The sequence below is a fragment of the Chitinophaga sp. GbtcB8 genome (assembly GCF_019091455.1).
GTDB lineage: Bacteria > Bacteroidota > Bacteroidia > Chitinophagales > Chitinophagaceae > Chitinophaga.
The window spans coordinates 450402-475215 of record NZ_JAGXJN010000001.1 but is presented as its reverse complement, the minus strand read 5'-3'; the positions used below and the strand labels follow the sequence as shown (position 1 = coordinate 475215).

Below are 24814 nucleotides of genomic sequence, written 5' to 3'. Positions count from 1 at the left end.
CCTTTCCACGTTATTATTCGTATATTAGTTACAGGAAAAAACGCTAAATCTATTCCGTTGAAATTTACTTTCCTTGCCGGTTTTTTGAGTGTTACGTTTTGGCTGATGGCAACATTGCCGGCCAGGGCGCAAGCACAGGAGAACAGTAATTTCACCCCTTTGCAGTTTATTGAGAACAAAGGACAGTGGGAGGGAGATTTCTTGTATAAAACAGATCTGGGCGGGGGCGCCATCTTCCTTAAAAAGAATGGGTTCACTTTTTCTCTCCTCAACAAAACCGATTACTCAAAGCTTACAGAATACATGCACGGGCATGCAGATGCACCGGCGCCGCCTTATGTAGATTATAATGCAAAAGGTACTGCCGCCGCACCCGCAGCCAGCACCACGCCGCACCAGGATGTACCCGGCGATATTAAACGTGAGAAGCCCATTGTAAGAGCGCATGCCTACGAAGTAACTTTTCTGAATGCCAAATCCACCTTACAGGTAACACCTGATAAACCCACGGATGGTTATAGCAACTACTTCCTGGGTAACGATGCTTCCAAATGGAAGTCGGGTGTAAAGTCTTACCAGCAGGTGCTTTACAAAGACCTGTATGCCGGCATTGATATGCAGGTGTATTCAGAAGCATCTTTGCTGAAGTATGATCTGATCGTGCATCCCGGCGCCGATCCTTCCAATATTCAATTACAATATAACGGTGTGGATAAGCTGGAGCTGAAGAAAGACCAGCTGGAAATTACTACCTCTGTAGGCACCTCTACAGAGCTGATGCCGTACGCATATCAATACATCAATAACCAGCGTGTAACCGTAAAGGTTAGCTACCGTGTAAATGGTAATAAGGTTGGTTTTAAAATATCCGGTAAGTATGATCCGCAGTACCCGCTGGTCATAGATCCAACGTATGTATTTTCCAGCGTATCCGGCTCCCGGGCCGATAACTGGGGCTTTACCGCTACTTATGACGACCAGGGTAATTTTTACGGCGGTGGTATTGTATGGGCGCAGGGTTACCCGGTAACAACCGGTGTTATCCAGAATGCTTTCCAGGGCGGGCAGTTTGATATTGGTATCAGCAAGTTCACCCCCAATGGCCGCAACCTGGTATATGCCACCTATTTAGGCGGCAATGGCGATGAGCAGCCGCATAGCTTATTTGCCGATGCAGCCGGTAACCTGGTGATCAGCGGCAGAACAACCTCCGGTAACTTTCCCTTTAAAAATGAAGTAGGTAACCGTGGCGGCTGGGATATAGCCATTGTGAAATTAAACGCAGCCGGTACCGGCATCATTGGTTCACTGCGTATAGCCGGCAGTGCGGATGATGCGGTGAATATGCGCGAGAACCGGCAGGCCGGCAGCTGGGTACTGTTACGCAACTATGGCGATGATGCCCGTAGTGAAGTAGTGCTGGATGGCGCAGCCAACATTTATGTAACCAGCAGCACCCGCTCCACTGATTTTCCGGTAACAGCCGGCGCCTTCCAAACCAGCTTTGGCGGTGCGCAGGATGCAGTGGTAATGAAAATAGATCCTAACTGTAACAACCTGTTATGGGCCAGCTATCTTGGCGGCGATAAGGAAGATGCAGGTTATGTGCTGGCGCTGAACGGTAATACCTTGTATGTGGGCGGCGGCACAGCCAGCACTAACTTCCGTACCACCGGTGGTGTTATTTATCCCGGTTACCGCGGTGGCGTGTGCGATGGGTTTATTGCCCACATTTCCAGCGATGGCGCCAGTGTGCTGCAAAGCACTTACCTGGGTGCAGACAATGCATCGGCAGACCAGGTGTACGGTATTCAGCTGGATGCAGAAGGAAATGTGTATGCAATGGGTACCACAGACGGGCGCTGGCCGGTGAAGCAACCCACCGGCACCACGGTTTTTTATAACGATAATTCCAAGCAGTTTATATCCAAGCTGGATCCTAACCTGTCGGCCTTTGTATACTCTACTACTTTTGGCAAGCAGGCTGCAGACCCCAGCATTTCACCCACAGCCTTCCTGGTAGACCGGTGTGAGAATGTATATGTTTCCGGCTGGGGTGGCGGTATCAATAAATCACTGCGTTATCCTAATTCAGGCACCACTGGGCTGATCACCAAAAATCCCCTGCAACGCACCACAGACGATCAGGACTTTTACTTTTTTGTATTGCAGCGTGATGCTACGGGTGTATTGTTTGCCAGCTTTTTTGGCGGCAATGGTTTGTATGAGCATGTGGATGGCGGTACCAGCCGTTTTGACCGTAACGGGGTTATTTACCAGGGCCTGTGCGCCTGGTGTAACGTATCGGCCAACAATGGCGCAAAACCGCGTTACCCAACCACGCCCGGCGCATATGCAACAGCCGCACCACCCTTCTGTAACTTTGGCGCGTTAAAGATCGCCTTTAACCTGGATGGGGTAAAAGCCGGCATTAAAACCCTGGACCGCAGGAAAAACTATTGCGTACCTGCTGATATTACGTTTGTAGATACCACCAGCTCTCCCGCCCAAACCCGTACCTGGAACTTTGGCGATGGTTCACCGGACGTAGGTGGTAACCTGGATACCGTTTCCCATACTTATAACGCCATTGGCGATTATACTATACGCCTTATTAAATGTGACCCTGCCAGCTGTAACGGTTGCGATACCGCTTACACCCAGGTACGCATACGGGCCGACAGTGCTTCCGTAAACCTGGTGGTAACCAAGCTGCCGCCTTGCGAAGCCCTGAGCTATGATTTTCAAAATGCATCTGTAGCGCCGCCGGGCAAACCGTTCACCAATTTATCCTTTACGCTGGATTTTGGGGATGGTACGCCACAGTCAACCGTAGGCCTGGGCAACTGGCAGCACGCTTACCAGTCGCCGGGTGTATATAATGCCCTGCTTACCCTGGTGGATACTAACTATTGTAACGCCCCGCATACGGATACCGTGCCCTTGCGTGTGGCCGCTAACGTGGAAGCCAGCTTTATAGCGCCGGACAGCTCCTGCGCACCTTCTACCATCGAGTTTAACAATACCTCCCTGGGTGGGGAAACGTTTGAGTGGAACTTTGGAGACGGCGGCAGCACCTCTACAGAGGCTTACCCCGTGCATACATATCCAAACCCCGGTACTTACACGGTTACGCTGCATGCAGTAGATAACAATACCTGTAATAAGGAGGACGATACCAGCATAACGATCACGGTATTTGGTCCGCCCAGTGCCGACTTCTCCTTCACACCTACCAAACCGGAAGAAAATACACCGGTGACTTTCGTGAACCAGAGCATAGGTGCGGCAAGCTATTTGTGGGAGTTTGGAGATGGGACCGTTTCTGCTGAAACCAATCCCGTACACCAGTATAATAAAACAGGAACGTACGATGTGTGTTTGCTGGCTACCAATGCCGCAGGGTGTATAGATACGGTTTGTAAGCAGGTAGCGGCAATTGTGATCCCCTTGTTTGATGTCCCTAATGCCTTCTCACCCAATAATGATGGCCGGAACGATGTGCTGATGGTGCGGGGCTTTGGAATAGCCAAATTCAATTTAAAGATATTCAATCGTTGGGGCCAGCTGGTCTTTGAATCCAATGATCCCACCATTGGTTGGGACGGCCGGTTCAAAGGCGCCATTCAACCCATGGATGCATATGCATACGCCGTAAGTGTAGAATTCAGCGACGGGACGAAAACGAATAAGACAGGAAACATTACTTTGTTAAGATGACGAGCCATGAAGCAGCCAGTAAAATTTTATGTAGCCGGTTTAGTATTGTTGTTCGCTTCCCTGCAGGGAGCCGCACAGGACCTGCATTTTTCGCAGTTCTTTAACTCACCGCTAACTACCAACCCGGCCAATACCGGTTTTATCCCGGATGGTAATTACCGGGTAGGTATCAACTACCGTAACCAGTGGGCCAGTATCCCGGTGCCATATAAGACTATGTCGGCCTTTGCCGATTTCCAGCTGTTCCGCGACCGGTTGGAGTATGGCTGGGTAGGTTTGGGCGGCGTGATCCTGCGGGACCAGGCCGGCAGCGGTAACCTTACCTCTACCAAGGTATATGGTTCTGTAGCCTACCACCAGCTGTTAGGGCAAAGCAGCCTGCTGTCATTAGGGTTTAATGTAGGATCTGCCAGCAAGCGGGTAGATCTGGCTAAGCTTACTTTTGGCGACCAGTGGAACGGTAAGTTCTTTGATTCTGAGCTGCCCACTGCAGAACCCATTACGCAGTCAAAAGTGAATTATTTCGACATGCAGGTGGGTATGAACTACGCTTACTTTCCTACCGATAATATTTACGTGAATGGCGGTTTTTCCGTGCAGCATGTGAACAAGCCGCATGAAAGCTTTTACGAAGGCAATAACCAGATAGACCGCCGTTATATCGGTTTCCTGAATGGTATTTTTAAGCTGAATGACCAGGTGATCCTGAACCCTGCCGCCTATTATACCCGGCAGGCCGGCTCCCGCGAGCTGGTAATGGGTACCAATGCCGCCTATAACCTTTCCGGCGATGGTACAAAGCAGGTATTTGGCGGCGCTTATTACCGCCTGAACGATGCTTTTATTTTCCTGGTAGGATATGAGATCTCCAAGGTGCGCATGATGTTCAGCTATGATGTTACGGCATCTAACCTGGCTGTATCCAACGGCCGCCGTGGCGCCTACGAAATAGGTATTGTTTATACCGGCCTTTATCCCAACCGCAGCTTCAGCAGCGCCCGCAGAGCTACATTATGTCCCAGCTTTTAATTAATTACGAATGGACTGAATGCCGCCTAACGCTGAATGCATAAAGCAAAACATAATCAGCGTTCGGCATTAAGCATTCTGCCTTCAGCATAATTCGTAATTCCTCTATCTTTGTCCCATGATGAACTTCTCCAAGCTCGATGCCCGGCACCTGGACCTTTTCCGGGATATTGTGGGAGCGGCCAATGTGCTAACAGACGAGGAAGCGCTGCATCACTATGCGCATGACGAAACAGAAGACCTGCACTATTTACCGGAAGTAGTATTGAAACCCAATACCACGGAGCAGGTAAGCAGTATTATGCAGCTGTGCCAGCAGGAAAGCCTGCCGGTAACACCCCGTGGCGGGGGCACCGGTTTAAGCGGCGGCGCTTTGCCGCAGTGGGGTGGGGTAGTACTATCTATGGAGCGTTTTAACAAGATCATAGCTATTGACGAACGGAACCTGCAGGTAACAGTAGAACCGGGCGTTATTACAGAAGTGCTGCAAAATGCAGTCCGGGAAAAAGGGCTTTTCTACCCGCCTGATCCCAGCAGCCGCGGCTCCTGTTTAATAGGGGGCAATATTGCGGAAAATTCCGGCGGTCCCAAAGCCGTAAAATATGGTGTGGTAAAGGATTATGTGCTGAACCTGGAAGTAGTGCTGCCTTCCGGCGCTGTAATATGGACGGGCGCCAATGTGCTGAAGAACTCCACCGGTTATAACTTAACCCAGCTGGTAGTAGGCAGTGAAGGTACGCTGGGCATTGTGACTAAAATAGTATTACGCTTAATTCCATCTCCAAAATATGACCTGCTGATGCTGGTGCCTTTCCGCTCTGCTGAAAATGCCTGCGCCGCAGTAAGCGCCATCTTCCGTGCAGGGTATACTCCTTCTGCACTGGAGTTTATGGAGCGCGATGCGCTGGAATGGGTAACGCGTTATGTAGATAGCAGCACAGTAAAAATAGAAGAAGGTATACAGGCCCACCTGCTGATAGAGGTAGATGGCAACTATACAGAAGTGCTGATGCAGGAAATGGAAGGCATTGCTGCCGTGGTAGCGGAATTTGATTGCGGGGATATTCTTTTTGCAGAAGATCATCAGCAGAAAGAAGAGCTCTGGAAATTAAGAAGGCGTGTAGCCGAAGCCGTTAAAGCTAATTCTGTGTATAAGGAGGAAGATACTGTAGTGCCGCGTGCAGAGCTGCCCGCATTACTGAAAGGGGTAAAGGATATTGGTAAAAAGTATGGCTTCCATTCTGTGTGTTACGGACATGCGGGCGATGGCAATCTTCATGTGAACATTATCCGTGGAGAGCTGTCGGAAGAGCAGTGGAATGGTACGCTCAAAACCGGTATCCGTGAAATATTTGAGCTGGTAAAACAGCTGGGCGGTACCATTTCCGGAGAGCATGGCATTGGCCTGGTACAGAAATCATACATGGATGTGATCTTTGATGATCAGCACCTGCAGATCATGAAACAGATCAAACAGGTATTTGATCCCAGCAATATCTTGAACAGAGGGAAAATATTTGACTAAACATACCGCGCTTGCAAAGCGTGCGTGGTACAGGAATAGGAAATACACCCATAGCTTAAAAAACATTAAATAAGTAACCGATGAAACGTTTGCTCTTATGCATACTGCTGTTGGCAGGTATGCACGCTGCACAGGCCCAGTATTATAAAACAGATACTACCAGCTCTGAACGCAAAGGTTTTGACCCTTCCCGCCTGATGATCGGCGGTACGCTGGGGCTTACCTTTGGCAGTTATACTAACATCAATGTATCCCCGGATTTGGGTTATCGGTTTTCAGAGATGTTTGCTGCCGGTGCGACCATTAACTTTCAATATGCATCTGAAAAATGGGAGTACACGAATGGCACAGTTAAGAATTCCTATAACGTATATGGAGGTGGCCTCTGGGGCCGGTTCTATCCGTTTGAAATGCTTTTTTTGCATGCACAACCAGAGTTGAATTATGTAAGTGTAAAAATAACAGATAACACGGTTGATCCTAAGTCAACTGTAAAGGAAAGCCATACAGTACCCAGCCTGTTGCTGGGTGGTGGTTATTCCCAGCCCTTAGGAGAAGGTGGTGGTTCCTCTTTTTACATTATGGTGTTGTATGATGTAATACAGGAAACATGGTCCCCTTACCAGAACCGCCCCGTGTTTCGTATGGGCTTTAATATAGGATTGTAAATTTATTTATACACAACAGCTGAGGCGTGCAAAGTGAACGTATGATCGTTTGCTTTGCACGCCTTATCTTTTAGTAGCGGCCTATTTTAATTCAATCCCCAATCCTCAATTCAAATTCCTCCACTTCGTTTTTAAATCTATTGTTAATTGTTTATAAATACTAAACTGTGTATCACCTGCTTTTATACCTTTGTACCCGTAACCTTTGACCATTACGCTCATGAATTTACAATTAGCCGTATTTGATATAGCAGGTACTACCCTGCACGATGAATCCAATGTAGGCCGTGTATTACAGCAGGTAATACAACAACAGGCCGGGGTACCGGTATCGCTGCCGGAAGTAAATGAGGTAATGGGTTACGCCAAACCCTATGCCATCCGCTACCTGTTACAGCAAAAGCAGGACACCCGCCACCAGGACGCCGGTTTTGTAAATGGCTTGCACACGCTTTTTGTACAGGAGATGAGCGCGCACTACCGGCAGGATGCCAGCGTACGGGAAAAAAGCGGCGCCGGCAAAGTGTTCCAGGCCTTGAAGCAACGCGGTATTAAGATTGCCCTGGATACCGGTTTTGACCGCGCCATCACCAATATTATTTTAGAACGGGTAGGCTGGCTAAACAACGGCATTATAGATACCGTAGTTACCAGCGATGAAGTAGCCCAGGGCCGCCCATATCCGTATATGATCTACCGGGCCATGGAACAGCTGGGCACACAAAGCATTCAGCAGGTAGCTAAAATAGGCGATACCATCTCCGACCTGGAAGAAGGTACCAATGCCGGTTGCCCATATGTAATAGGCGTTACTACCGGCGCCTATACAAAAGAAGCATTGGAAAAAGGCCCGCACACCCACCTTATTGCCGGGCTGGAAGAGATCCTCGAAATAATTAACTAACATACACCAGCATATTCAATCATTATGAAACATGCAGATGTAGCCGTTATAGGCGCAGGCATAGCAGGTTTGGCAGTTGCTTATCAGTTGGCTAAGCAAGGGAATAAAGTAGTGTTGTTTGAACGTAACAGCCGTGCGTTAAGCGCTTCTATCCGCAACTTTGGATTAGTATGGCCCATTGGCCAGCAAACGGGCGGGCATTACCACCGCGCCATGGCCAGCCGCCGCATCTGGAAAGAGCTGTCAGCCGCTACTGGACTGGAATGTAACGAAACCGGCTCCCTGCATTTAGTATATGCAAAAGATGAGCTGGCGGTGCTGGAAGAGTTTGTGCAGGCAGCACCCGCCAACGGTTATGACTGTGAGCTGCTAACCCCCACGCAGGTAGCTGCCCGCAGCCAGGCAGTAAAAATGGAAGGCCTGTTAGGCGCCATGTACAGCCCTACCGAAATGACGGTAAACCCGCGCGAAGCCAGCGCTATGATAGCAGCACACCTGCAGCAGCGGTTCAATGTTACCCTGCGTTTTAACACAGCCGTGAACAGCATTAGCTGGCCATACATTCAAACCCTGGATGAGCAGTGGAAAGTAGACCGTGTATTCGTATGCAGTGGGGCCGATTTTGAAACCCTGTACCCGCAAGCCTTTGCGCAAACAGCACTTATTAAGTGCAAGCTGCAGATGATGCGTACTGTGCCGCAGCCGGGCAGCTGGCAGTTAGGGCCTGCTTTGTGCGCTGGTTTAACGCTGCTGCATTACAGCGCCTTTAATATCTGCAAAACTTTAACCGCCTTACGGCAACGGGTGCAGGAGCAAACACCGGAATACCTGCAATGGGGCGTGCATGTGCTGGTATCCCAGAATGGTGGCGGGGAGCTAACCCTGGGCGATTCCCACGAATACGGCCCTGACTTTGCACCTTTTGATAAAGAGTTCATTAATAAGCTGATCCTGGATTATATGCACACCTTCCTTAAAGCCCCTGACTTTACCATACAGGAGCGCTGGCATGGCATTTATCCCAAGCTTACCAATGGCCAAACCAACCTGGTGCTGGAAGCGGAAAAGAATGTCACCATCGTAAACGGTTTTGGCGGCGCCGGCATGACGCTGGCCCTGGGCCTGGCAGAGGAAATCATTGGCAGTCGATAATTATTCCTCAACTAGGACACCATAGGATAACAAACCCATCCTGCCGCTTAACTTTATTCATCAGCATTATTTATTTTGCTGGTCAAATTCCACATCCACGTATGCGTTCATTCGTACTCCTGTCCTTATGGTCATTATTATCCGTGCAGGTATTTGCACAGGACCTGCCCGTAAACCCGCAGCTGCTCAAAGGCTCCTGGCATTCATCTTCCTGGATCTCCGCACCCGGAATTGCCCAACGTGATTACGGGGTATATCACTTCCGTAAAACGCTTAACCTCAGCACCAAACCATCCCGTTACATAATTCATATTTCTGCAGATAACCGTTACCGCCTGTGGGTGAACGGTCAGCCTATATGCAGCGGCCCTGCCCGCGGTGACCTGTATAACTGGAACTTTGAAACGGTAGATCTTGCCCCTTACCTGCAGGCCGGCCGCAATGTACTGGCTGTGCTGGTTTGGAATATGGGTGTATATGCGCCGGTAGCGCAGGTATCCAACCAAACCGGCCTGGTGGTACAGGGCGATACGGAAGCAGAAAAAGAAGTGAATACCAATACCACCTGGAAAGTGTACACTAATAAAGCCTATACACCCTGCTCTGTAGATAATGGCAGGCGACTGCGTACTTATATGGTGGTAGGCCCTGGTGATCATGTAAAGGCAGCAGATTATCCCTGGAACTGGGAGCAGCTAAAGTATGATGATAATAGCTGGCCGGCGGCCGTATCTGTCACCACCCCGGAGCCAGCGGGTTATGGTTCAGATAACCTGTGGACCCTGGTGCCGCGCAGCATTCCGCTGATGGAGGAAACGCCGCAACGCCTGCAAAAAGTAAGGCGTGCACAGGGCATTACAGCAAATGATGATTTCCTTAGCGGCAACGCACCGCTTACCATACCAGCAAATAAAACCGTAAGCATTCTGCTGGATCAGTCTTTTAACACCGCTGCCTATCCTGAGCTTACGGTAAGCAAAGGCGCCGGCAGCACTGTAAAAATGACGTATGCCGAAGCCCTGTTCTCCAACTATAAAAAAGGCAACCGTAATGAAGTAGAAGGCCGGGAGATCATGGGTAACTTTGATATTTTTGAGCCGGATGGCGGGGAGCTGCGCAGCTTCCGCCCCCTGTGGTTCCGCACCTACCGTTATCTGCAGCTGGATATAACTACAGGCAATGAGCCGCTTGTTATAAACGATCTTAAGGGCAGCTACACCGGTTATCCATTTGTACAAAAAGCAAGTTTCAGCAGTAACGATACTTCCCTGAAAGCTATTTGGGATGTGGGCTGGCGCACAGCCCGTTTATGTGCCGGCGAAACTTATTTTGACTGCCCGTACTACGAGCAGCTGCAGTATGAAGGAGATACCCGCATACAATCCCTCATATCGTTGTACGTTACCGGCGACGATCGTTTAATGCGTAAGGCCATTCATGATTTTTATTGCTCCCGTGTGCCGGAAGGCCTTACCCAGGGCCGTTATCCCAGTAACCGCCTGCAGGTGATACCGCCTTTTTCCCTGTACTGGGTATCCATGGTATATGACTACTGGATGCACCGTAAGGACGATGCATTTATACAGCAATACTTCACCGCCATACGCGGGGTGCTGGACTGGTATGAAAAACATATTGATCAGCAAAAGAACATGTTAGGCCCTATGCAATGGTGGGGATTTACAGACTGGAACAATGCATTCCCGGGTGGCACGCCGGATGGCGCTACAGATGGTAATTCTGCTATCATTACTATGCAGTATGCCTATACCTTACAGCAGGCTGCTGCATTGTTCACTGCTTACGGCAAACAGGCTGAAGCGCAGCACTACAGCCAGTTAGCCGCTACACTGAATAAAGGTACCTATGCGCTTTGTTTCAATGCTTCCCGCAATGAAATGGCCAATACGCCTCTGCAAAATACATTCAGCCAGCATGCAGGTATTATAGCCGTACTGGCAGGTGCTATCCCTGAAAGCAGGCAGCAAGCCGTGTTGCAGCGGGTGCTGGATGATGCTGCTCTGAGCCAGGCTACTTTTTATTATCGTTTTTATCTGAACCTGGCCCTTAAAAAAGCAGGCATGGCCAACCGTTATTATGCACAGCTGAAACCCTGGCGGGATATGCTGGACATGGGCCTTACCACTTTTGCAGAAAACCCGGAGCCTACCCGTTCCGACTGTCATGCATGGAGCGCCAGCCCTAACTACGACTTCCTGGCCACCATTTGCGGCATTATGCCGGATAAGCCAGGATTTGCTGCAGTGAAGATACAACCCGCCATGGGCGAGCTAACAACCGTAAGCGGTACTATGCCGCTTCCGCAGGGCAATATAACGGTAACTCTTAAACGAACAGGCAGCAGTGGAGTAGCAGCGGAGGTTACGTTACCGCCGGGCCTTTCAGGCCGTTTTGTGTGGAATAACAGTACCGTTCCCCTGAAGGAAGGAAAACAAAACTTTTTAATAAAAAATTAGGTTTTAAGCAACATTAGTGGTAATTTTTGTTAAAACCACGTTATTATGCATCAGGCAGGTCAATTGCATTGCCGCTATCCCATTATAATAATCTGAATATCTATACAAGAAGGAGCAAGACAGGCAGTGGTCGCATAATACACCGGATTTTCCGATCCCTGACCCATAAATAATTAGCTAATTGCTGGCTTTAGATAAAGAAAGATAATGCAGCGCTTACATGTTAAGAGCTGCACGTTCATAACGTGTTAAATGTACAGCAGGTTTCTGTCAAGTTACCTGCTCTTTTTTTTAACTCAATTCGCTTTTCTTCGATATCATCCAAAGCCCTGCAATAGTGATCAGCGCATTCAGTATCAGCAGCTCAATCCCTATCTGGAAGCCATTGAACCAGCGCGCTGCATTATCACTGAGGATGTAACAGATCACCGGCGCTGCCAGGCAAACGATCAGCACTGCATAACCTTGTTTTACAGGCCGTTTGGAAAAAATGCCAAATGCAAACAGCCCCAGCAAAGGGCCATAGGTATAACCGGCAATTTTCAGGATAATATCAATAATGGATTTATTGTCGATCCATTTAAAGATCATTACACATAAAAAGAAAACAACCGTAAAGGTAAGGTGCACGCTGCGCCGGGTTTTTGTTTTGCCTTTTTCATCCAGGTCTTCCCGTTTTTTCAGGCCCAGCAGGTCAATACAAAAAGAGGAGGTGAGCGCCGTTAAAGCCCCGTCAGCACTGGGAAACAGTGCAGAGATCAACCCAATAATAAATACAAAAGAGATCACCGGCGGCAGATAGCTCAATGCAACGGTAGGGAAAAGGTCATCCCCTTTAATACCGATCTGCTTACTTTCTGCAAACAGGTACAGCAGGCCGCCCAGCAGCAGGCACAAAAAGTTCACCAGCACCAGCACAATGCTAAAGCTTACCATATTCTTCTGTGAATCGCCCAGGTTTTTTACACTGATGTTCTTTTGCATCAGTTCCTGGTCAAGCCCCGTCATACCTACAGTGATGAAAGCCCCGCCCAGTATTTGTTTTAGCCAGAAGCCGCCGCTGTTCACATCCGGGTTAAAGATGCGTGTAAACCCTTTGGCGTTTAATGCTGACATGGTTTCACCAAAAGAAAAACCCAGGCTGCGGGTTATGTACACAATACACACTACCAGCCCTAAAAGCATAAAGGTAGTTTGCAGGGTATCTGTAAACACAATGGTTTTTACACCTCCTTCAAAGGTGTACAACAATATCATCAGCAATATCACAAATGTAGTAACCCAGAAAGGCACATGCAGGTTATCAAGTATAAACAGCTGCAGCACATTTATTACCAGGTACAACCGGGCAGTAGCGCCCAGCGTACGGGAAATAATAAAGAATAAGGCCCCTGTTTTATAGGCCACCAGCCCAAAACGCTGTTCCAGGTAGTGATAGATGGAGGTCAGGTGCAGCCGGTAATACAACGGCAGGAGTATGAACGCCACAATAAAATAACCGATAAAGTAACCGATCACCACCTGCATATAAGCAAAGCCGCTACCGCCTACTGTACCGGGCACACTCACAAACGTAACACCGCTCAGTGAAGTACCGATCATTCCAAAGGCCACCAACATCCAGTTACTGTTGCGGTCCCCAATAGAAAAAGAATCGTTGTTGGAGTTGCGGCTGGTAACCCAGGCAACTGCCAGCAATACTAAAAAATAAGCGATCACTAAGCTGAATAACAAGGTGGCTGACATGCTGATGGTTTAAATGTTCCCCAATTATATGCTGCTAAAAATAACTTAAAAAACGATTACACGAGCCACACCTTTGTGGCACATCTTAACGGTTATACCATTAATTCCATCAGCTTCTCTGCGGTATCTGCCATGCGCAGGTGTTCTATTTGCGCGGTAGGGGCAAAGGCTTCATCGCGTATGCGCAGCATGTGCTGGTACAGGTGTCCATAAAAATTTTCAACGTTCAGCAGCCCTGCCATTTTGCTATGCAGCGTTAGCTGGTTCCAGGTAATGATCTCGAAGAACTCATCCAGTGTACCAAAACCGCCCGGTAATATAATGGCGGCATCGCTCATTTCATACATGATAGTTTTACGCTGGTGCATGGTTTGCACCTCTATCTGCTGCGTAAGGTTTTCGTGTTTACGCTCCCGTGTGTTCAGGAATTCGGGTATTACGCCAATCACCTTACCGCCGTTCTCCAGCACACTGTCCGCTATAACGCCCATTAGTCCGGCCTTTCCGCCGCCATATACGAGGTTAATATCCCGGGATGCCAGCAGGTATCCCAGCCGGGAAGCTTCCCGTGCATAAGCCGGGTGCGTGCCCAGGCTGGATCCGCAAAAAACTGCCATGTTCTTAGTCATAGGTGTATTTTTTTAGTCCATGGCCGATGGTCCATAGTCCATGGCCTTTTACATAAATTACAGGTCCTTCATCCGATAGCCTGATCTGATTTCCCATGCCACCAACCCCACGCAATAGGCAACGGATCATCAACTATTGACCATGGACTAAAAATAATACCTAAATTGCTATATTGTTAAATCAATATTACACTAGCAATGAACACTACTTTAAAAAATCTGAAAGAGCGAGATTGGACAGAAACCAAAGCCCATTCCAGCTGGCAAATATTCAAGATCATGGCCGAATTTGTAGAAGGATTTGAAGCCCTGGCCAAAATGGGACCCTGTATATCAGTATTCGGATCAGCACGTACAAAACCGGGTAATAAATATTACGACCTTACCGTGGAAATAGCCCGGCGCCTGGCAGAAGATGGTTTTGGTATCATTTCCGGCGGTGGCCCCGGCGTAATGGAAGCCGCCAATAAAGGCGCACAGGAAGGCAAAGGCAAATCCGTAGGCGTGAACATTACCCTGCCCCATGAACAATACCCCAATCAATATGTAGACTACGACAAAAACCTGCACTTCGATTATTTCTTTGTACGTAAAGTAATGTTCACCAAGTATGCCCAGGGATTTGTAATGATGCCCGGTGGCTTTGGTACCATGGACGAATTTTTTGAAGTAGCCACACTCATACAAACAAAAAAAATGACGGAAACCCCCATGGTGCTGGTAGGTAAAGAGTACTGGAGCGGCCTGCTGGAATGGATCCGTAATGTAATGATGGAAAAGGAAAGTAACATCAGCCCTGAAGACCTGGGCCTGCTGAAGCTTTTTGATACAGCCGATGAAGTAGTGGAGTATTTCCGTGTATTCTACACAACCAATAAATTAAGACCGAACTTTTAATACGCTGAATGCGGAACGCTTAACGCATTTTGCCGCATTCAATGCGCTGCGCATTACAATATTAAGCATTCAGCATCAGGCGTTAACGCGGCTTTTTGCCCTTGTCAAGGGCTTAGCACATTCAGCGTTAAGCATTCAGCGTTCCGCGTTTCGCATTCAGCATTAAGCCTTTTTCCGTAGGTTTGCAGAAATTTTTTCCAGCTTATGGACGTTATACCTGCAGCAGTGAATGCATTTGCGGAAAATTACACCAGCCCGGAAAATGACGTGCTGCGCCGCCTTCACCGCGAAACATACCTGAAAGTGGAGCAGCCGCACATGCTGAGCGGGCATCTGCAGGGGCAATACCTATCTATGGTAAGCCATATGGTACAGCCGCGCCGCATACTGGAAATAGGCACCTACACCGGTTATTCTGCCATATGCCTGGCACAGGGCCTCACCGCAGACGGCCTGTTATACACACTGGACATTAACGAAGAAAGAGAGGAATTGTGCAGACGTTATTTTAAAGAAGCAGGACTGGAAAATAAGATCCAGTTACGCATAGGGAAAGCCGCTGACATTATCCCGCAATTACAGGAAACATTTGACCTGGTATTTATAGATGCAGATAAGCAGGGATACGCCAACTACCTGGACCTGGTATGGGAACAGCTGCGGCCCGGTGGTTTTATACTGGCTGATAATGTGCTTTACCACGGTGAAGTGCTGCAGGATGAAAGCCAGCAAAGCGCCAATGCCAAAGCCATGATCGCCTTTTGCGAAAAAGTAAAAGCTGATGCCCGTGCAGAACAGGTGCTGCTCACCATCCGGGATGGTTTGCTTATGATCAGAAAAATTAAATAATGTGCAAATACGCAGATGTGCAAATGAATGCCAACGCTTCAATTCATCTGCACATCAGCACATCAAAAATATTTCCCATTAAACTCCTCTTCATGCAAGTAAGAAAATTTTGGTTAGTGGTTAGTTTTCTTATCGGCTGCATGCCTGTGTTGAAAGCGCAAACCATGACAACGGAGCAATATATTGCTACGTACAAGGGCATTGCCATTGATGAAATGCACACCTCCGGCATACCCGCCGCCATTAAGCTGGCCCAGGGCATCCTGGAAACCCAGAGCGGCAACGGCTGGCTGGTGCTCAACTCCAACAATCATTTCGGTATTAAGTGTAAGAACAACTGGGTAGGCCCTACTGTAAATTATGATGATGATGCCCGCCAGGAATGTTTCCGCAAATACAGCTCTGCTGCCGATTCTTACCACGATCATTCCGCTTTCCTGAAAAATAATCCCCGCTATGCATTCCTGTTCCAGTTTAGTCAGGACGATTATAAATCCTGGGCCTATGGCCTCAAGCAGGCAGGTTATGCTACCAGCAGAACTTATCCGCAGCAGCTGATCAAAATAATTGAAGACTATAACCTGGAGCAATACACGCAGGAAGGTTTAGGTATAGCCAGGTCTGATACCAGGCCCGCCAACAATAATACTACCAATAACAATACTTACACCAGCCGCCCGGAACCCGCTGCCAGCAGGCCTTCTACAGCTGCCAATACACCGGCCCAACCAGCCGCTGCCATCAAGCGTCCTTCAGGAGTGTTTGAGATCAACGACCGTAAAGTATTGTACCTGCCTGCAGGCACACCGCTGATACAAATAGCAGACCGCTATGATATACGTTTAAGCCGTTTGCTGCAATACAATGATCTTTCACAGGATGTACCCCTGCCAAACGACATGTACATTTACCTGCAAAAGAAAGGCAAAAAAAGTAAGAACGATTTTCATACCGTAGCCCAGGGTGAAACCATGCACGATGTAGCACAGGCAGAAGGCATTCAGCTGAAATGGCTGCGCAGGCGTAATAAAATGAAAGAAGGGCAGGAGCCCGCAGCAGGCACCAGGCTGGCCCTGGATGGTTATGCCAGCGCTACGCCCCGTTTGTCGAAGAATGAGCCTAAAGATGAAAATGCCGGGGAAGACTTTTCCGTAAAAAAAGCCGGTAACGATATAGAGAAAGAGATTGCGCAGAACCAGGCGTCACAGCCCTCCCAGGCCCAGGCGCCCGCCAGAACAGACGGCGCCGCAACCACTTCCCAAAGTGGCGGCATACCGGTAGCTATGGTAGAAGACCTGAAGAAAATGGGCGATGTGAAAATGTCATCTTCCGGCAGCAGCCAGGCGCCCCAGGTTATGCCCAAAAGCCAGACACCACCTGCACAGGCAGGGCCGGCCACCACACCGCCTCCGCCACCCGCCCCCGCTCCGGCTGCCACGCAGCCACGCAGCACCGGCATCATGCAGTATCACGATGTACAACCTAAAGAAACCGCCTACGGCATAGCCAAACGTTATAACATTTCTATTGACCAGCTGCAGCGGTGGAACAACCTGCAGGGTACCGATATCAAGATCGGTCAGCGCCTGGTAGTAGGCAAATAACCGCGTTTACAACAAATCTAAAATCGTAAATCTCAAATCTAAGATCACATGTCCGTCATAAAGGTGCACGATAAAGAATTTCAGCCTTACATTGGTGCAGAAGAGCTGCAGCTGCGTATTAAGGAAATAGCCGCACAGATCAGCAAAGACCTGGCCGGCGAAAAACCTTTGTTTATCGCCATTCTCAACGGCTCTTTTATGTTTGCGGCCGATGTGTTCAAATACCTGGATATAGAAGCAGAGATCTCTTTTATTAAGCTGGTGTCCTATAAAGGCACTAAATCCACCGGCAATGTGGTAACCTCCATTGGGCTGGATGAGGACCTGTACGGCCGCACCGTAGTGATCCTGGAAGATATTGTGGATACCGGCAAAACCTTAAATATGTTCCTGCCCCAGCTGCACCACCAGCAGCCGAAAAAGCTGCTGATTGCCGCCCTGCTCACCAAACCGGAAGCCTTAACCTACCCCATAAACATTGATTACCTGGGCTTTTCCGTTCCCAACAAGTTCCTGCTGGGTTATGGCCTGGATTATGATGGCCTGGGGCGCAACCTCCCGGAGATCTACCAGCTCATAGAACAATAAATAATTAAGAATGAATAATTAAGGATTGCAGCGTAACACGAATGTTTTGCGCTCATTATCACCTTAATTATTAATTATTCATTCTTAATTATTAATTTTAATACATGCGAGTGCTCCTAGCTTTGCTTTGTATATTATCCGCTGTACCTGCGGGCGCACAAACAACATGGGTAACGGGAGCCGTTGAAGATAGCATTACCCATAATCCCCTGCCCGGGGTAACCGTGAGCGTTATGAATGATACTGTCAGGGTCACCACTAATAAATATGGCCTTTTCCGTATTGTAATACCGCCGGGCGGAACTACGCTTTTATTTGAGCATCCCAAATTTTTCAGCCGCACTATAGCTATAGAAAAGTACAGCCGCATGCTGGTGGCCCTTGCCCCGCGCGATAAGAATGCTGCTGCAGTGAGCGATATTGCCATGGCTAAAGCAAAGGCCAAAGCCCGCGCCTCACACAGCTCTAATCCTAATTATGGTAATATCGGCATGGGCATCCGTACGTTCTTTGATGAAACGTATGGCACCATCTACGAAAACAAGTTCGTAGCCACCATGAAAAATCCTTCCTCCAACTTTGCGCTGGATGTGGACCGTGCAGCCTACAGCAACATCCGGCGTTTCATACGCCTGAAAGAGCCGGTACCGGCAGATGCAGTGCGTATTGAGGAAATGGTGAACTACTTCCATTATGACTATCCACTGCCGGACAGCAATCACCTGCTGGCTATTAATACCAGTTATGCAATATGTCCCTGGGAGCCCAAACATAAGCTGCTGCAGATTGCCGTACGCGCCAAACAGGTGGATATTAACAGCCTGCCGGCCAGTAACCTGGTGTTCCTCATAGATGTATCAGGCTCCATGGGGCAGCAAAACAAACTTCCTTTGCTGCAGGCTGCCTTCCGGGTGCTGGTAAATAACCTGCGCCCTAAAGATCACGTAGCAATTGTAGCCTATGCCGGTACGCCCGGTGTAATATTACCCGCTACTTCCGGTACACAGAAAGAGAAGATCCTGAATGCTATTGATTACCTCAGCGCTGGTGGCGCCACAGCAGGCGAAGCAGCCATTAAAATGGCTTACCAGATAGCAGTAGAGAATTTTATAAAGGACGGTAATAACCGCGTGATCATGGCTACAGACGGGGACTTTAATGTAGGCCAAACCAGTGATCAGGAAATGGAAGACCTCATTACGCAAAAGAAGGAGAGCGGGGTACTGCTTACCTGCCTGGGATTTGGTATGGGCGATTATAAGGATAGTAAGCTGGAAGCCCTGTCCAGCAAAGGCAATGGTAACTTTGCCTATATCGATAACCTGGAAGAAGCCAACAAGATCTTTGCCCGTGAGTTTGGCAGCACCCTCTTCACCGTAGCAAAAGATGCCCGTGCGCAGGTATGGTTTAACCCCGAAATAGTAAAGGCTTACCGCCTGATAGGTTATGAGAATAAACTGCTTGCAGATAATTCCGGTGAGGACGATAATATTGCCGGTGGTATCATTGGCGCAGGACATTGCGCAGTAGCGCTGTATGAAATTATTCCGCGTGATACCTTACCTGCCGACAGTGCGCTGGGCCAGGTGAAGCTCTGGTACCGCGAGCCCGCAGATAGTAATACTATCACTATACAGCATGATATTGACGGTAAATACACCAGCTTTGAAGATGCCTCCACCGATTTCCGTTTTGCCAGCTCAGTAGCCTTGCTGGGCTTACTGCTCCGCAAATCCAGTTACCGCGGTGATGGAAGTACCAGCATGGTGCTCAGCATTGCTAAAAGGTCATTGGGCGCTGATAACGGTGGTTACCGTAAGGAGTTTTTAAAGCTGGTAAAAGAGTTGAAGAAAACGGGGAATCTGAAATAGCTTAAGCAAATTCTAATTGTATGAGCTCCCGGCCTAATGCCCTTACCCCTTCCAGTATTTTATTTGTTTGTTTGGCAGATGGTTTTTTAATACCGTTAATGTATTGCGATAATAAGGTTTGGTTCATACCAATGCGCTGGGAAAGTGATTTGGCATTGATCTCTTTATAATATTCAAAAAATTGCTGCAGGTCCAGCATAATAGTAATATCCGCATCAGATAAGGATTTTAGCCCTTTGTGATTACGATAGAGGTTTAAGGCATCCAGGATATTGCGCCTTAAAGTAGCCATATCTTTACCTGTAGTGCCTACCGGGTTTTTCTCAAAATCATCTGCATAGGCAGAGAAACCGGTAGACGTTTTTTCTACCACAAATACAATCTTCTTCATTACTTAATGTGTTATGTGATTATTAAAGCCCTGCCTGTTTCAGTATTTTAAATGCCAGCCCTTTGGCTATTTCAGCTGATCCATGATCCGGAAAAACAATTTCAATATCCGCCTTCTCCGGATGGACTAATATTTTATGGCTTCCTTTTCCTGTTCTGTACACATACCATCCCTCCCTTTTTAAGATCCTTAGCAGCTCGGAACATTTCATCATCCTACAATTTCAAAGGTAAACAATTCTTTACTATTCTCTTCAAAAAAAGTAAACAATTATTTACCCTCATGGGTTAAGAAATAAAAAGCCGGACAATAAATGTCCGGCTCCGCTATACTAAATGATTTATAAAAAGAAAAGTCTTAATCCGTTGTTAATCATTTCACTATCTTATAACATTTCCGGATCATCTTCTGCTGAAAATCAAACGGCAATGTTTGCGAGGTAATATCCTTAATACTGCTGGCCTGTATCTGCTCCTGCTCCAGCACAAAGCGCCGGTAGTTATTGCTGAAATATACAATGCCGCCCGGTTTGGTAGCTGCTAACACCTTATTCAGCAGCGATACATGGTCACGCTGTATATCCAGGAAATCCTTCATACGCTTGCTGTTGGAGAAAGTAGGAGGGTCTACTACCACCAGGTCAAAACTATTGGGTGTCAGGGTATCCAGGTATTGCAATACATCTGCATGTACAAAGTAGTGGGCCTGCATATCAAAATTATTGAGGCGCATATTATCTTCCGCCCAGGCCAGGTAAGTTTTGGAAAGGTCTACCGATGTAACGCTGCGGGCCCCGCCGGCAGCGGCATACACGGAAAAAGAGCCGGTATAGCAGAACAGGTTCAGCACCTGTTTATCCTGCGCTTCGGCGCGTACCATACCGCGGGTGATACGGTGGTCCAGGAAAAGGCCGGTATCCAGGTAATCGCTCAGGTTCACTTTAAAATTAAGGCCCGCTTCGTGCACGGTGAACTCATGTTTTTCAAAAGAGAGTTTTTCGTACTGGCTTTGGCGGTTCTCTTTACGTTGCCGCTGTTTTATGAAGATATTCTCAAGCGGCATTTGCAGCACTTTGGCTACCACTTCCATGCAATCATCTAACCATTGTTCATGCGCTTCTTCTTCCATGTTATGTTTGCGGTGGTATTCCGCCACATATACATATTCCTCGTAGATCTCAATGCTGAAGGGAAATTCCGGTATATCGTCATCATACACGCGGTAGCAGGTAATGTTCTGCCGCCGGGCTGTTTTTTGCAGGTGGCGGAAAACCTTTACCAGCCGGTTCTCAAACATCGTGAATTTGGAAGCATCCGTCATAGGGGCGCAAATTAATTAAAATAGTCCATGGTCGATGGTCCATAGCATTGTTCAATTTTGAAGGATAAGAACCATTAGGATCTGCAATAGACACATCTAAACAAAAACATTATCACCATCCCAGCATCCCAAACCTAACCCCAAAAAAGCAGCGGCTGCATCAAACCTGATACAGCCGCTGCTTAAAAAAATATTTCCTCTCCTCACTAATCCATTCGCATTTCGTAATTGACAATTCGTAATTAACTAAAAATATCCCTCACCTTCTCAAAAAATCCTTTCTCCGACTTCTCCGGGTTAGGCTGGAAGTTATCAGCGCTCTGTAACTTTTCCAGTACCGTCTTTTCTTCTGCCGTAAGGTTTTGGGGCGTCCATACATTTACATGTATCAGCTGGTCGCCTTTATCGTAAGAGTTCACAGAAGGGAAACCTTTGCCTTTCAGGCGGAAGATCTTACCGCTTTGTGTGCCCGGTGGTATCTTAATTTTCGCTTTGCCGTCAATGGTAGGCACTTCTACCTGGGTGCCAAATACAGCATCCGGGAAAGAGATGTGCAGGTCAAAAGCTATGTTCAGCCCATCCCTGTGCAGTTCCGGATGTGGTTCTTCCTCTATCAGTATCAGCAGGTCGCCGGGGGCGCCGCCTCTTTCACCTGCATTGCCTTTACCACTCATGCTTAGCTGCATGCCTTCGCCTACGCCGGCTGGTATGTCAATGCTCACCATTTCCTCACCGTACATACGGCCTTCACCTTTACAATGGCCGCATTTGCTGGTAATGATCTGGCCTTCACCCTGGCAGGTGGGGCAGGTGGTTACCGTTTGCATTTGTCCCAAAAAGGTTTGGGTTACCCTTCTTACCTGGCCGGATCCGCCACAGGTATTACAGGTCTGGAAAGCGTTTTTATCTTTTGCACCCAGCCCATTACAGTGGGAGCAGGGTACGTGTTTTTTAACCTTTATTTTTTTGTTGGCGCCTTTGGCGATCTCCTCATAGGTAAGGCGGATCTTCACGCGCAGGTTAGAGCCCCGGGTACCCCTGCTGCGACGGCCACCACCGCCACCACCGCGGTTGCCGCCAAAGAAGCTGCCAAAAATGTCTTCCCCGAAAATGTCCCCGAAGTTGGAGAAAATGTCGTCCATGTTCATGCCACCGCCGCCATAACCACCGCCGCGGTTGCCACCCATGGAGTGGCCAAAACGGTCATATTGTGCACGTTTGTCCGGATCGCTCAGTACTTCGTAGGCTTCTGCCGCCTCCTTGAATTTTCCTTCCGCTTCCTTGTTATTAGGGTTACGGTCAGGATGGAACTGCATTGCTACCTTGCGGTAGGCCTTCTTGATTTCATCCTGGGAAGCTGTTTTGGCCACAACCAGTATTTCGTAATAATCTCGCTTGGTAGACATGCTTTATCGCTTAAAGCCGGGTTATTACCCGGCATGGTTTGTTGTAGTGTATTTCTATAATTGCGATGAAGGCACACCGGTATAGGGTTATGCCATATCGTCACTCATTATTTTCCTACTACCACCCTTGCATGACGGATTAATTTGTCATTCAGGTAATAGCCCTTTTCCAGCTCATCCATTACCTTTCCTTTCAGCTCTTCGTTGGGGGCAGGGATCTCTGTAATGGCTTCATGCAGGTCTGGATTAAACTCTGTGTGCATGCTTTCCATTGCCTTCAGTCCTTTGGATTGCAGGGTAGATCTCAGTTTATTGAACACCAGCGTTACGCCGTCTTTAACGATATTGATATCCTGGGAAGTTTCCAGCTGTTTTGCAGCCCGGTCCGCATCGTCCAGCACGGGCAGCAGTGCATTGATCACCTCTTTATTGGCGGTTTGCATCAGCTCTATACGTTCTTTGGCATTCCTTTTCTTAAAATTATCGAATTCTGCCACCAAACGCAGATATTTATCCCGCATTTCATTCAGCTCCTGCTGTTTTTTATCCAGCGCAGTCTCTTCAGCGCTTACGTTCTCCGTATCCACCTGCTGGTTTACGTTTTCCGCCTGCTGACTCTCTGTCTGCATATCTTTTTCTTTTTCTGTCATGATGGTAAAATTATTTGCCTTTAATCTGCAAAGTTACACCGGACAATTATTTTGCCAACGTGGAATGGCGGACAATTTGGCACGCCAGATTTACGGCCAATCTCCCTCCAAAATCTAAAATCGTAGAGCTAAGATCTAAAATCCCTGTACCTTTGCAGACCTTTTAAACTTACAATGACCAAGGTTTTCTTAAAGAAAAAGATCCAGAACCGCGTACTGCAGGGCCACCCCTGGGTATTTGGCAACGAAGTAGCACAGATCGATGGCGCCGTGAATGCCGGCGATATCGTAGATGTATTCACCCACCAGGGCTTTTTTGTAGGCCGGGGGTACATTAATCCCCAATCCCAGATCCTGGTGCGCATCCTTACCCGCGACAAGAACGAAACGGTAGATGCCGCTTTCTTTCACCGCCGCCTGCAAAAGGCCTGGGAGTATCGCCAAAAGCTGGGTTATGTGGAGAACTGCCGCCTCATTTTTGGAGAAGCTGATGAAATGCCCGCCCTTATCATTGATAAGTTCAACGATTATTTTGTGCTGCAAACCCTGGCCCTGGGTATGGACCGCTGGAAAGGCGCTATTGTAGATGCGCTCAACACTATCTTCAAACCCAAAGGCATTTATGAGCGGAATGATGTACCCGTGCGGGAGCTGGAAGGTTTGTCCCAGCAAAAAGGCTTCCTGAGCGAGCTTTTTGATACCAATATTATCATCAATGAGAACGGCTTAAAGTTTCATGTAGATATTGTAAATGGCCAGAAAACAGGTTATTTCCTGGATCAGCAGGATAACCGCCGCGCCATTCAACATATTGCAAAGGGAGCCGATGTGCTGGAAGCTTTTTGTTATACTGGTACCTTCTCCTGCCATGCCGGCCACTACGGCGCTAAAAGCGTGCTGGGGCTGGATATTTCCGAACATGCGGTAAATACCGCCCGCCGCAATGCCCAGCTGAATAACCTGGACCACATTTGCCAGTTCCAGGCGGTAAATGCCTTTGATGTGCTGAAACAATGGACGCGGGAAGAGAAACAGTTTGATGTAGTGATCCTGGATCCGCCGGCCTTTACCAAAAGCCGGGAGAACATCCAGAAAGCCATTACCGGTTATAAGGAGATCAACCTCCGGGGCATGAAGCTGTTGAAACCCGGCGGGTTCCTGGTAACAGCCTCCTGTACCAACCTGGTGCCACCCTCTATGTTCCTGGAGATCATTGACATGGCGGCCAAAGATGCCAAGAAAAAGCTGCGTCAGGTTACTTTCCAGACACAGGCACAGGACCATCCCATTTTATGGAATATTGAAAATACTACGTACCTGAAATTTCTGATTGTAGAGGTTTCTTAAAGAAGGAAGCGGTAATATAAGATCTTAGATCTTAAAAGTGT

The 24814-nt window shown here is 48.1% G+C and carries 20 protein-coding genes; 13 read left to right on the top strand and 7 right to left on the bottom strand.

The genetic code is table 11. The features are described 5' to 3' along the window. Positions 1-57: 57 nt before the first annotated feature. The 7 genes from KVT36_RS01965 (at position 58) to KVT36_RS01935 (ending at position 11475) form a co-directional block, all read left to right on the top strand. Entirely contained in the window at positions 58-3720 is a 3663-nt protein-coding gene (locus tag KVT36_RS01965) for a PKD domain-containing protein (RefSeq protein ID WP_217601815.1), read from the top strand. 6 nt (positions 3721-3726) lie between these two features. After that, on the top strand, positions 3727-4749 hold the full coding sequence (locus tag KVT36_RS01960) for a PorP/SprF family type IX secretion system membrane protein (RefSeq protein ID WP_217601814.1): 1023 nt from the start codon (positions 3727-3729) through the stop codon (positions 4747-4749). A gap of 118 nt (positions 4750-4867) precedes the next feature. Further along, positions 4868-6274 (top strand): FAD-binding oxidoreductase, encoded by a 1407-nt coding sequence (locus tag KVT36_RS01955; RefSeq protein ID WP_254639791.1) that lies wholly within the window; start codon positions 4868-4870, stop codon positions 6272-6274. An 80-nt stretch (positions 6275-6354) separates the two neighbouring features. Further along, entirely contained in the window at positions 6355-6942 is a 588-nt protein-coding gene (locus KVT36_RS01950) for a hypothetical protein (protein ID WP_217601813.1), read from the top strand. A 220-nt stretch (positions 6943-7162) separates the two neighbouring features. Further along, a complete protein-coding gene (locus KVT36_RS01945; RefSeq protein ID WP_217601812.1) occupies positions 7163-7846 on the top strand; it encodes an HAD hydrolase-like protein in 684 nt (227 codons plus the stop codon). 24 nt (positions 7847-7870) lie between these two features. Further along, on the top strand, positions 7871-8998 hold the full coding sequence (locus KVT36_RS01940) for a TIGR03364 family FAD-dependent oxidoreductase (RefSeq protein ID WP_217601811.1): 1128 nt from the start codon (positions 7871-7873) through the stop codon (positions 8996-8998). A 101-nt stretch (positions 8999-9099) separates the two neighbouring features. Beyond that, the gene (locus KVT36_RS01935; RefSeq protein ID WP_217601810.1) at positions 9100-11475 is read left to right on the top strand and encodes an alpha-L-rhamnosidase C-terminal domain-containing protein; all 2376 of its coding nucleotides are present in this window, start codon (positions 9100-9102) and stop codon (positions 11473-11475) included. A 291-nt stretch (positions 11476-11766) separates the two neighbouring features. Here the strand turns inward: KVT36_RS01935 and KVT36_RS01930 are convergent, their stop codons facing one another. Together KVT36_RS01930 and KVT36_RS01925 are read right to left on the bottom strand one after the other, a co-directional pair. After that, the gene (locus tag KVT36_RS01930) at positions 11767-13221 is read right to left on the bottom strand and encodes a sodium:solute symporter (protein WP_217601809.1); all 1455 of its coding nucleotides are present in this window, start codon (positions 13219-13221) and stop codon (positions 11767-11769) included. A gap of 92 nt (positions 13222-13313) precedes the next feature. After that, positions 13314-13850, bottom strand: coding sequence for a TIGR00730 family Rossman fold protein (locus KVT36_RS01925; protein ID WP_217601808.1), 537 nt, complete (start codon positions 13848-13850; stop codon positions 13314-13316). Positions 13851-14048: 198 nt separating this feature from the next. On the opposite strand from KVT36_RS01925, the gene KVT36_RS01920 reads away from it, so the two are divergent. From KVT36_RS01920 to KVT36_RS01900, 5 genes are all read left to right on the top strand, one after another. Beyond that, on the top strand, positions 14049-14747 hold the full coding sequence (locus tag KVT36_RS01920) for a TIGR00730 family Rossman fold protein (protein ID WP_217601807.1): 699 nt from the start codon (positions 14049-14051) through the stop codon (positions 14745-14747). A gap of 204 nt (positions 14748-14951) precedes the next feature. Then, positions 14952-15596 (top strand): O-methyltransferase, encoded by a 645-nt coding sequence (locus KVT36_RS01915; RefSeq protein ID WP_217601806.1) that lies wholly within the window; start codon positions 14952-14954, stop codon positions 15594-15596. 92 nt (positions 15597-15688) lie between these two features. Then, a complete protein-coding gene (locus KVT36_RS01910; RefSeq protein WP_217601805.1) occupies positions 15689-17200 on the top strand; it encodes a glucosaminidase domain-containing protein in 1512 nt (503 codons plus the stop codon). A gap of 48 nt (positions 17201-17248) precedes the next feature. After that, on the top strand, positions 17249-17788 hold the full coding sequence (hpt, locus tag KVT36_RS01905) for a hypoxanthine phosphoribosyltransferase (RefSeq protein WP_217601804.1): 540 nt from the start codon (positions 17249-17251) through the stop codon (positions 17786-17788). Positions 17789-17892: 104 nt separating this feature from the next. Then, the gene (locus tag KVT36_RS01900; protein ID WP_217601803.1) at positions 17893-19659 is read left to right on the top strand and encodes a von Willebrand factor type A domain-containing protein; all 1767 of its coding nucleotides are present in this window, start codon (positions 17893-17895) and stop codon (positions 19657-19659) included. Position 19660: 1 nt separating this feature from the next. On the opposite strand, the gene KVT36_RS01895 is transcribed toward KVT36_RS01900, so the two are convergent. The 5 genes from KVT36_RS01895 to KVT36_RS01875 all read right to left on the bottom strand — a co-directional run bounded on the left by KVT36_RS01895 (position 19661) and on the right by KVT36_RS01875 (position 23426). After that, positions 19661-20050: a hypothetical protein gene (locus tag KVT36_RS01895; RefSeq protein ID WP_217601802.1), complete on the bottom strand. Its 390-nt coding sequence runs from the start codon at positions 20048-20050 to the stop codon at positions 19661-19663. Between the two features lie 22 nt (positions 20051-20072). Continuing rightward, positions 20073-20264 (bottom strand): type II toxin-antitoxin system HicA family toxin, encoded by a 192-nt coding sequence (locus KVT36_RS01890; RefSeq protein ID WP_217601801.1) that lies wholly within the window; start codon positions 20262-20264, stop codon positions 20073-20075. Positions 20265-20422: 158 nt separating this feature from the next. Beyond that, entirely contained in the window at positions 20423-21370 is a 948-nt protein-coding gene (locus tag KVT36_RS01885) for a class I SAM-dependent methyltransferase (RefSeq protein WP_217601800.1), read from the bottom strand. A 242-nt stretch (positions 21371-21612) separates the two neighbouring features. Next, complete coding sequence (gene dnaJ / locus KVT36_RS01880) at positions 21613-22776, bottom strand: molecular chaperone DnaJ (protein ID WP_217601799.1); 1164 nt, start codon at positions 22774-22776, stop codon at positions 21613-21615. A 107-nt stretch (positions 22777-22883) separates the two neighbouring features. Continuing rightward, positions 22884-23426, bottom strand: a complete 543-nt coding sequence (locus KVT36_RS01875; RefSeq protein ID WP_217601798.1) for a nucleotide exchange factor GrpE — start codon at positions 23424-23426, stop codon at positions 22884-22886. Positions 23427-23600: 174 nt separating this feature from the next. Here KVT36_RS01875 and KVT36_RS01870 point away from each other — a divergent pair, with 174 nt between their 5' ends. Then, positions 23601-24773: a class I SAM-dependent rRNA methyltransferase gene (locus tag KVT36_RS01870; RefSeq protein ID WP_217601797.1), complete on the top strand. Its 1173-nt coding sequence runs from the start codon at positions 23601-23603 to the stop codon at positions 24771-24773. The last annotated feature ends 41 nt before the right edge of the window (positions 24774-24814 follow it).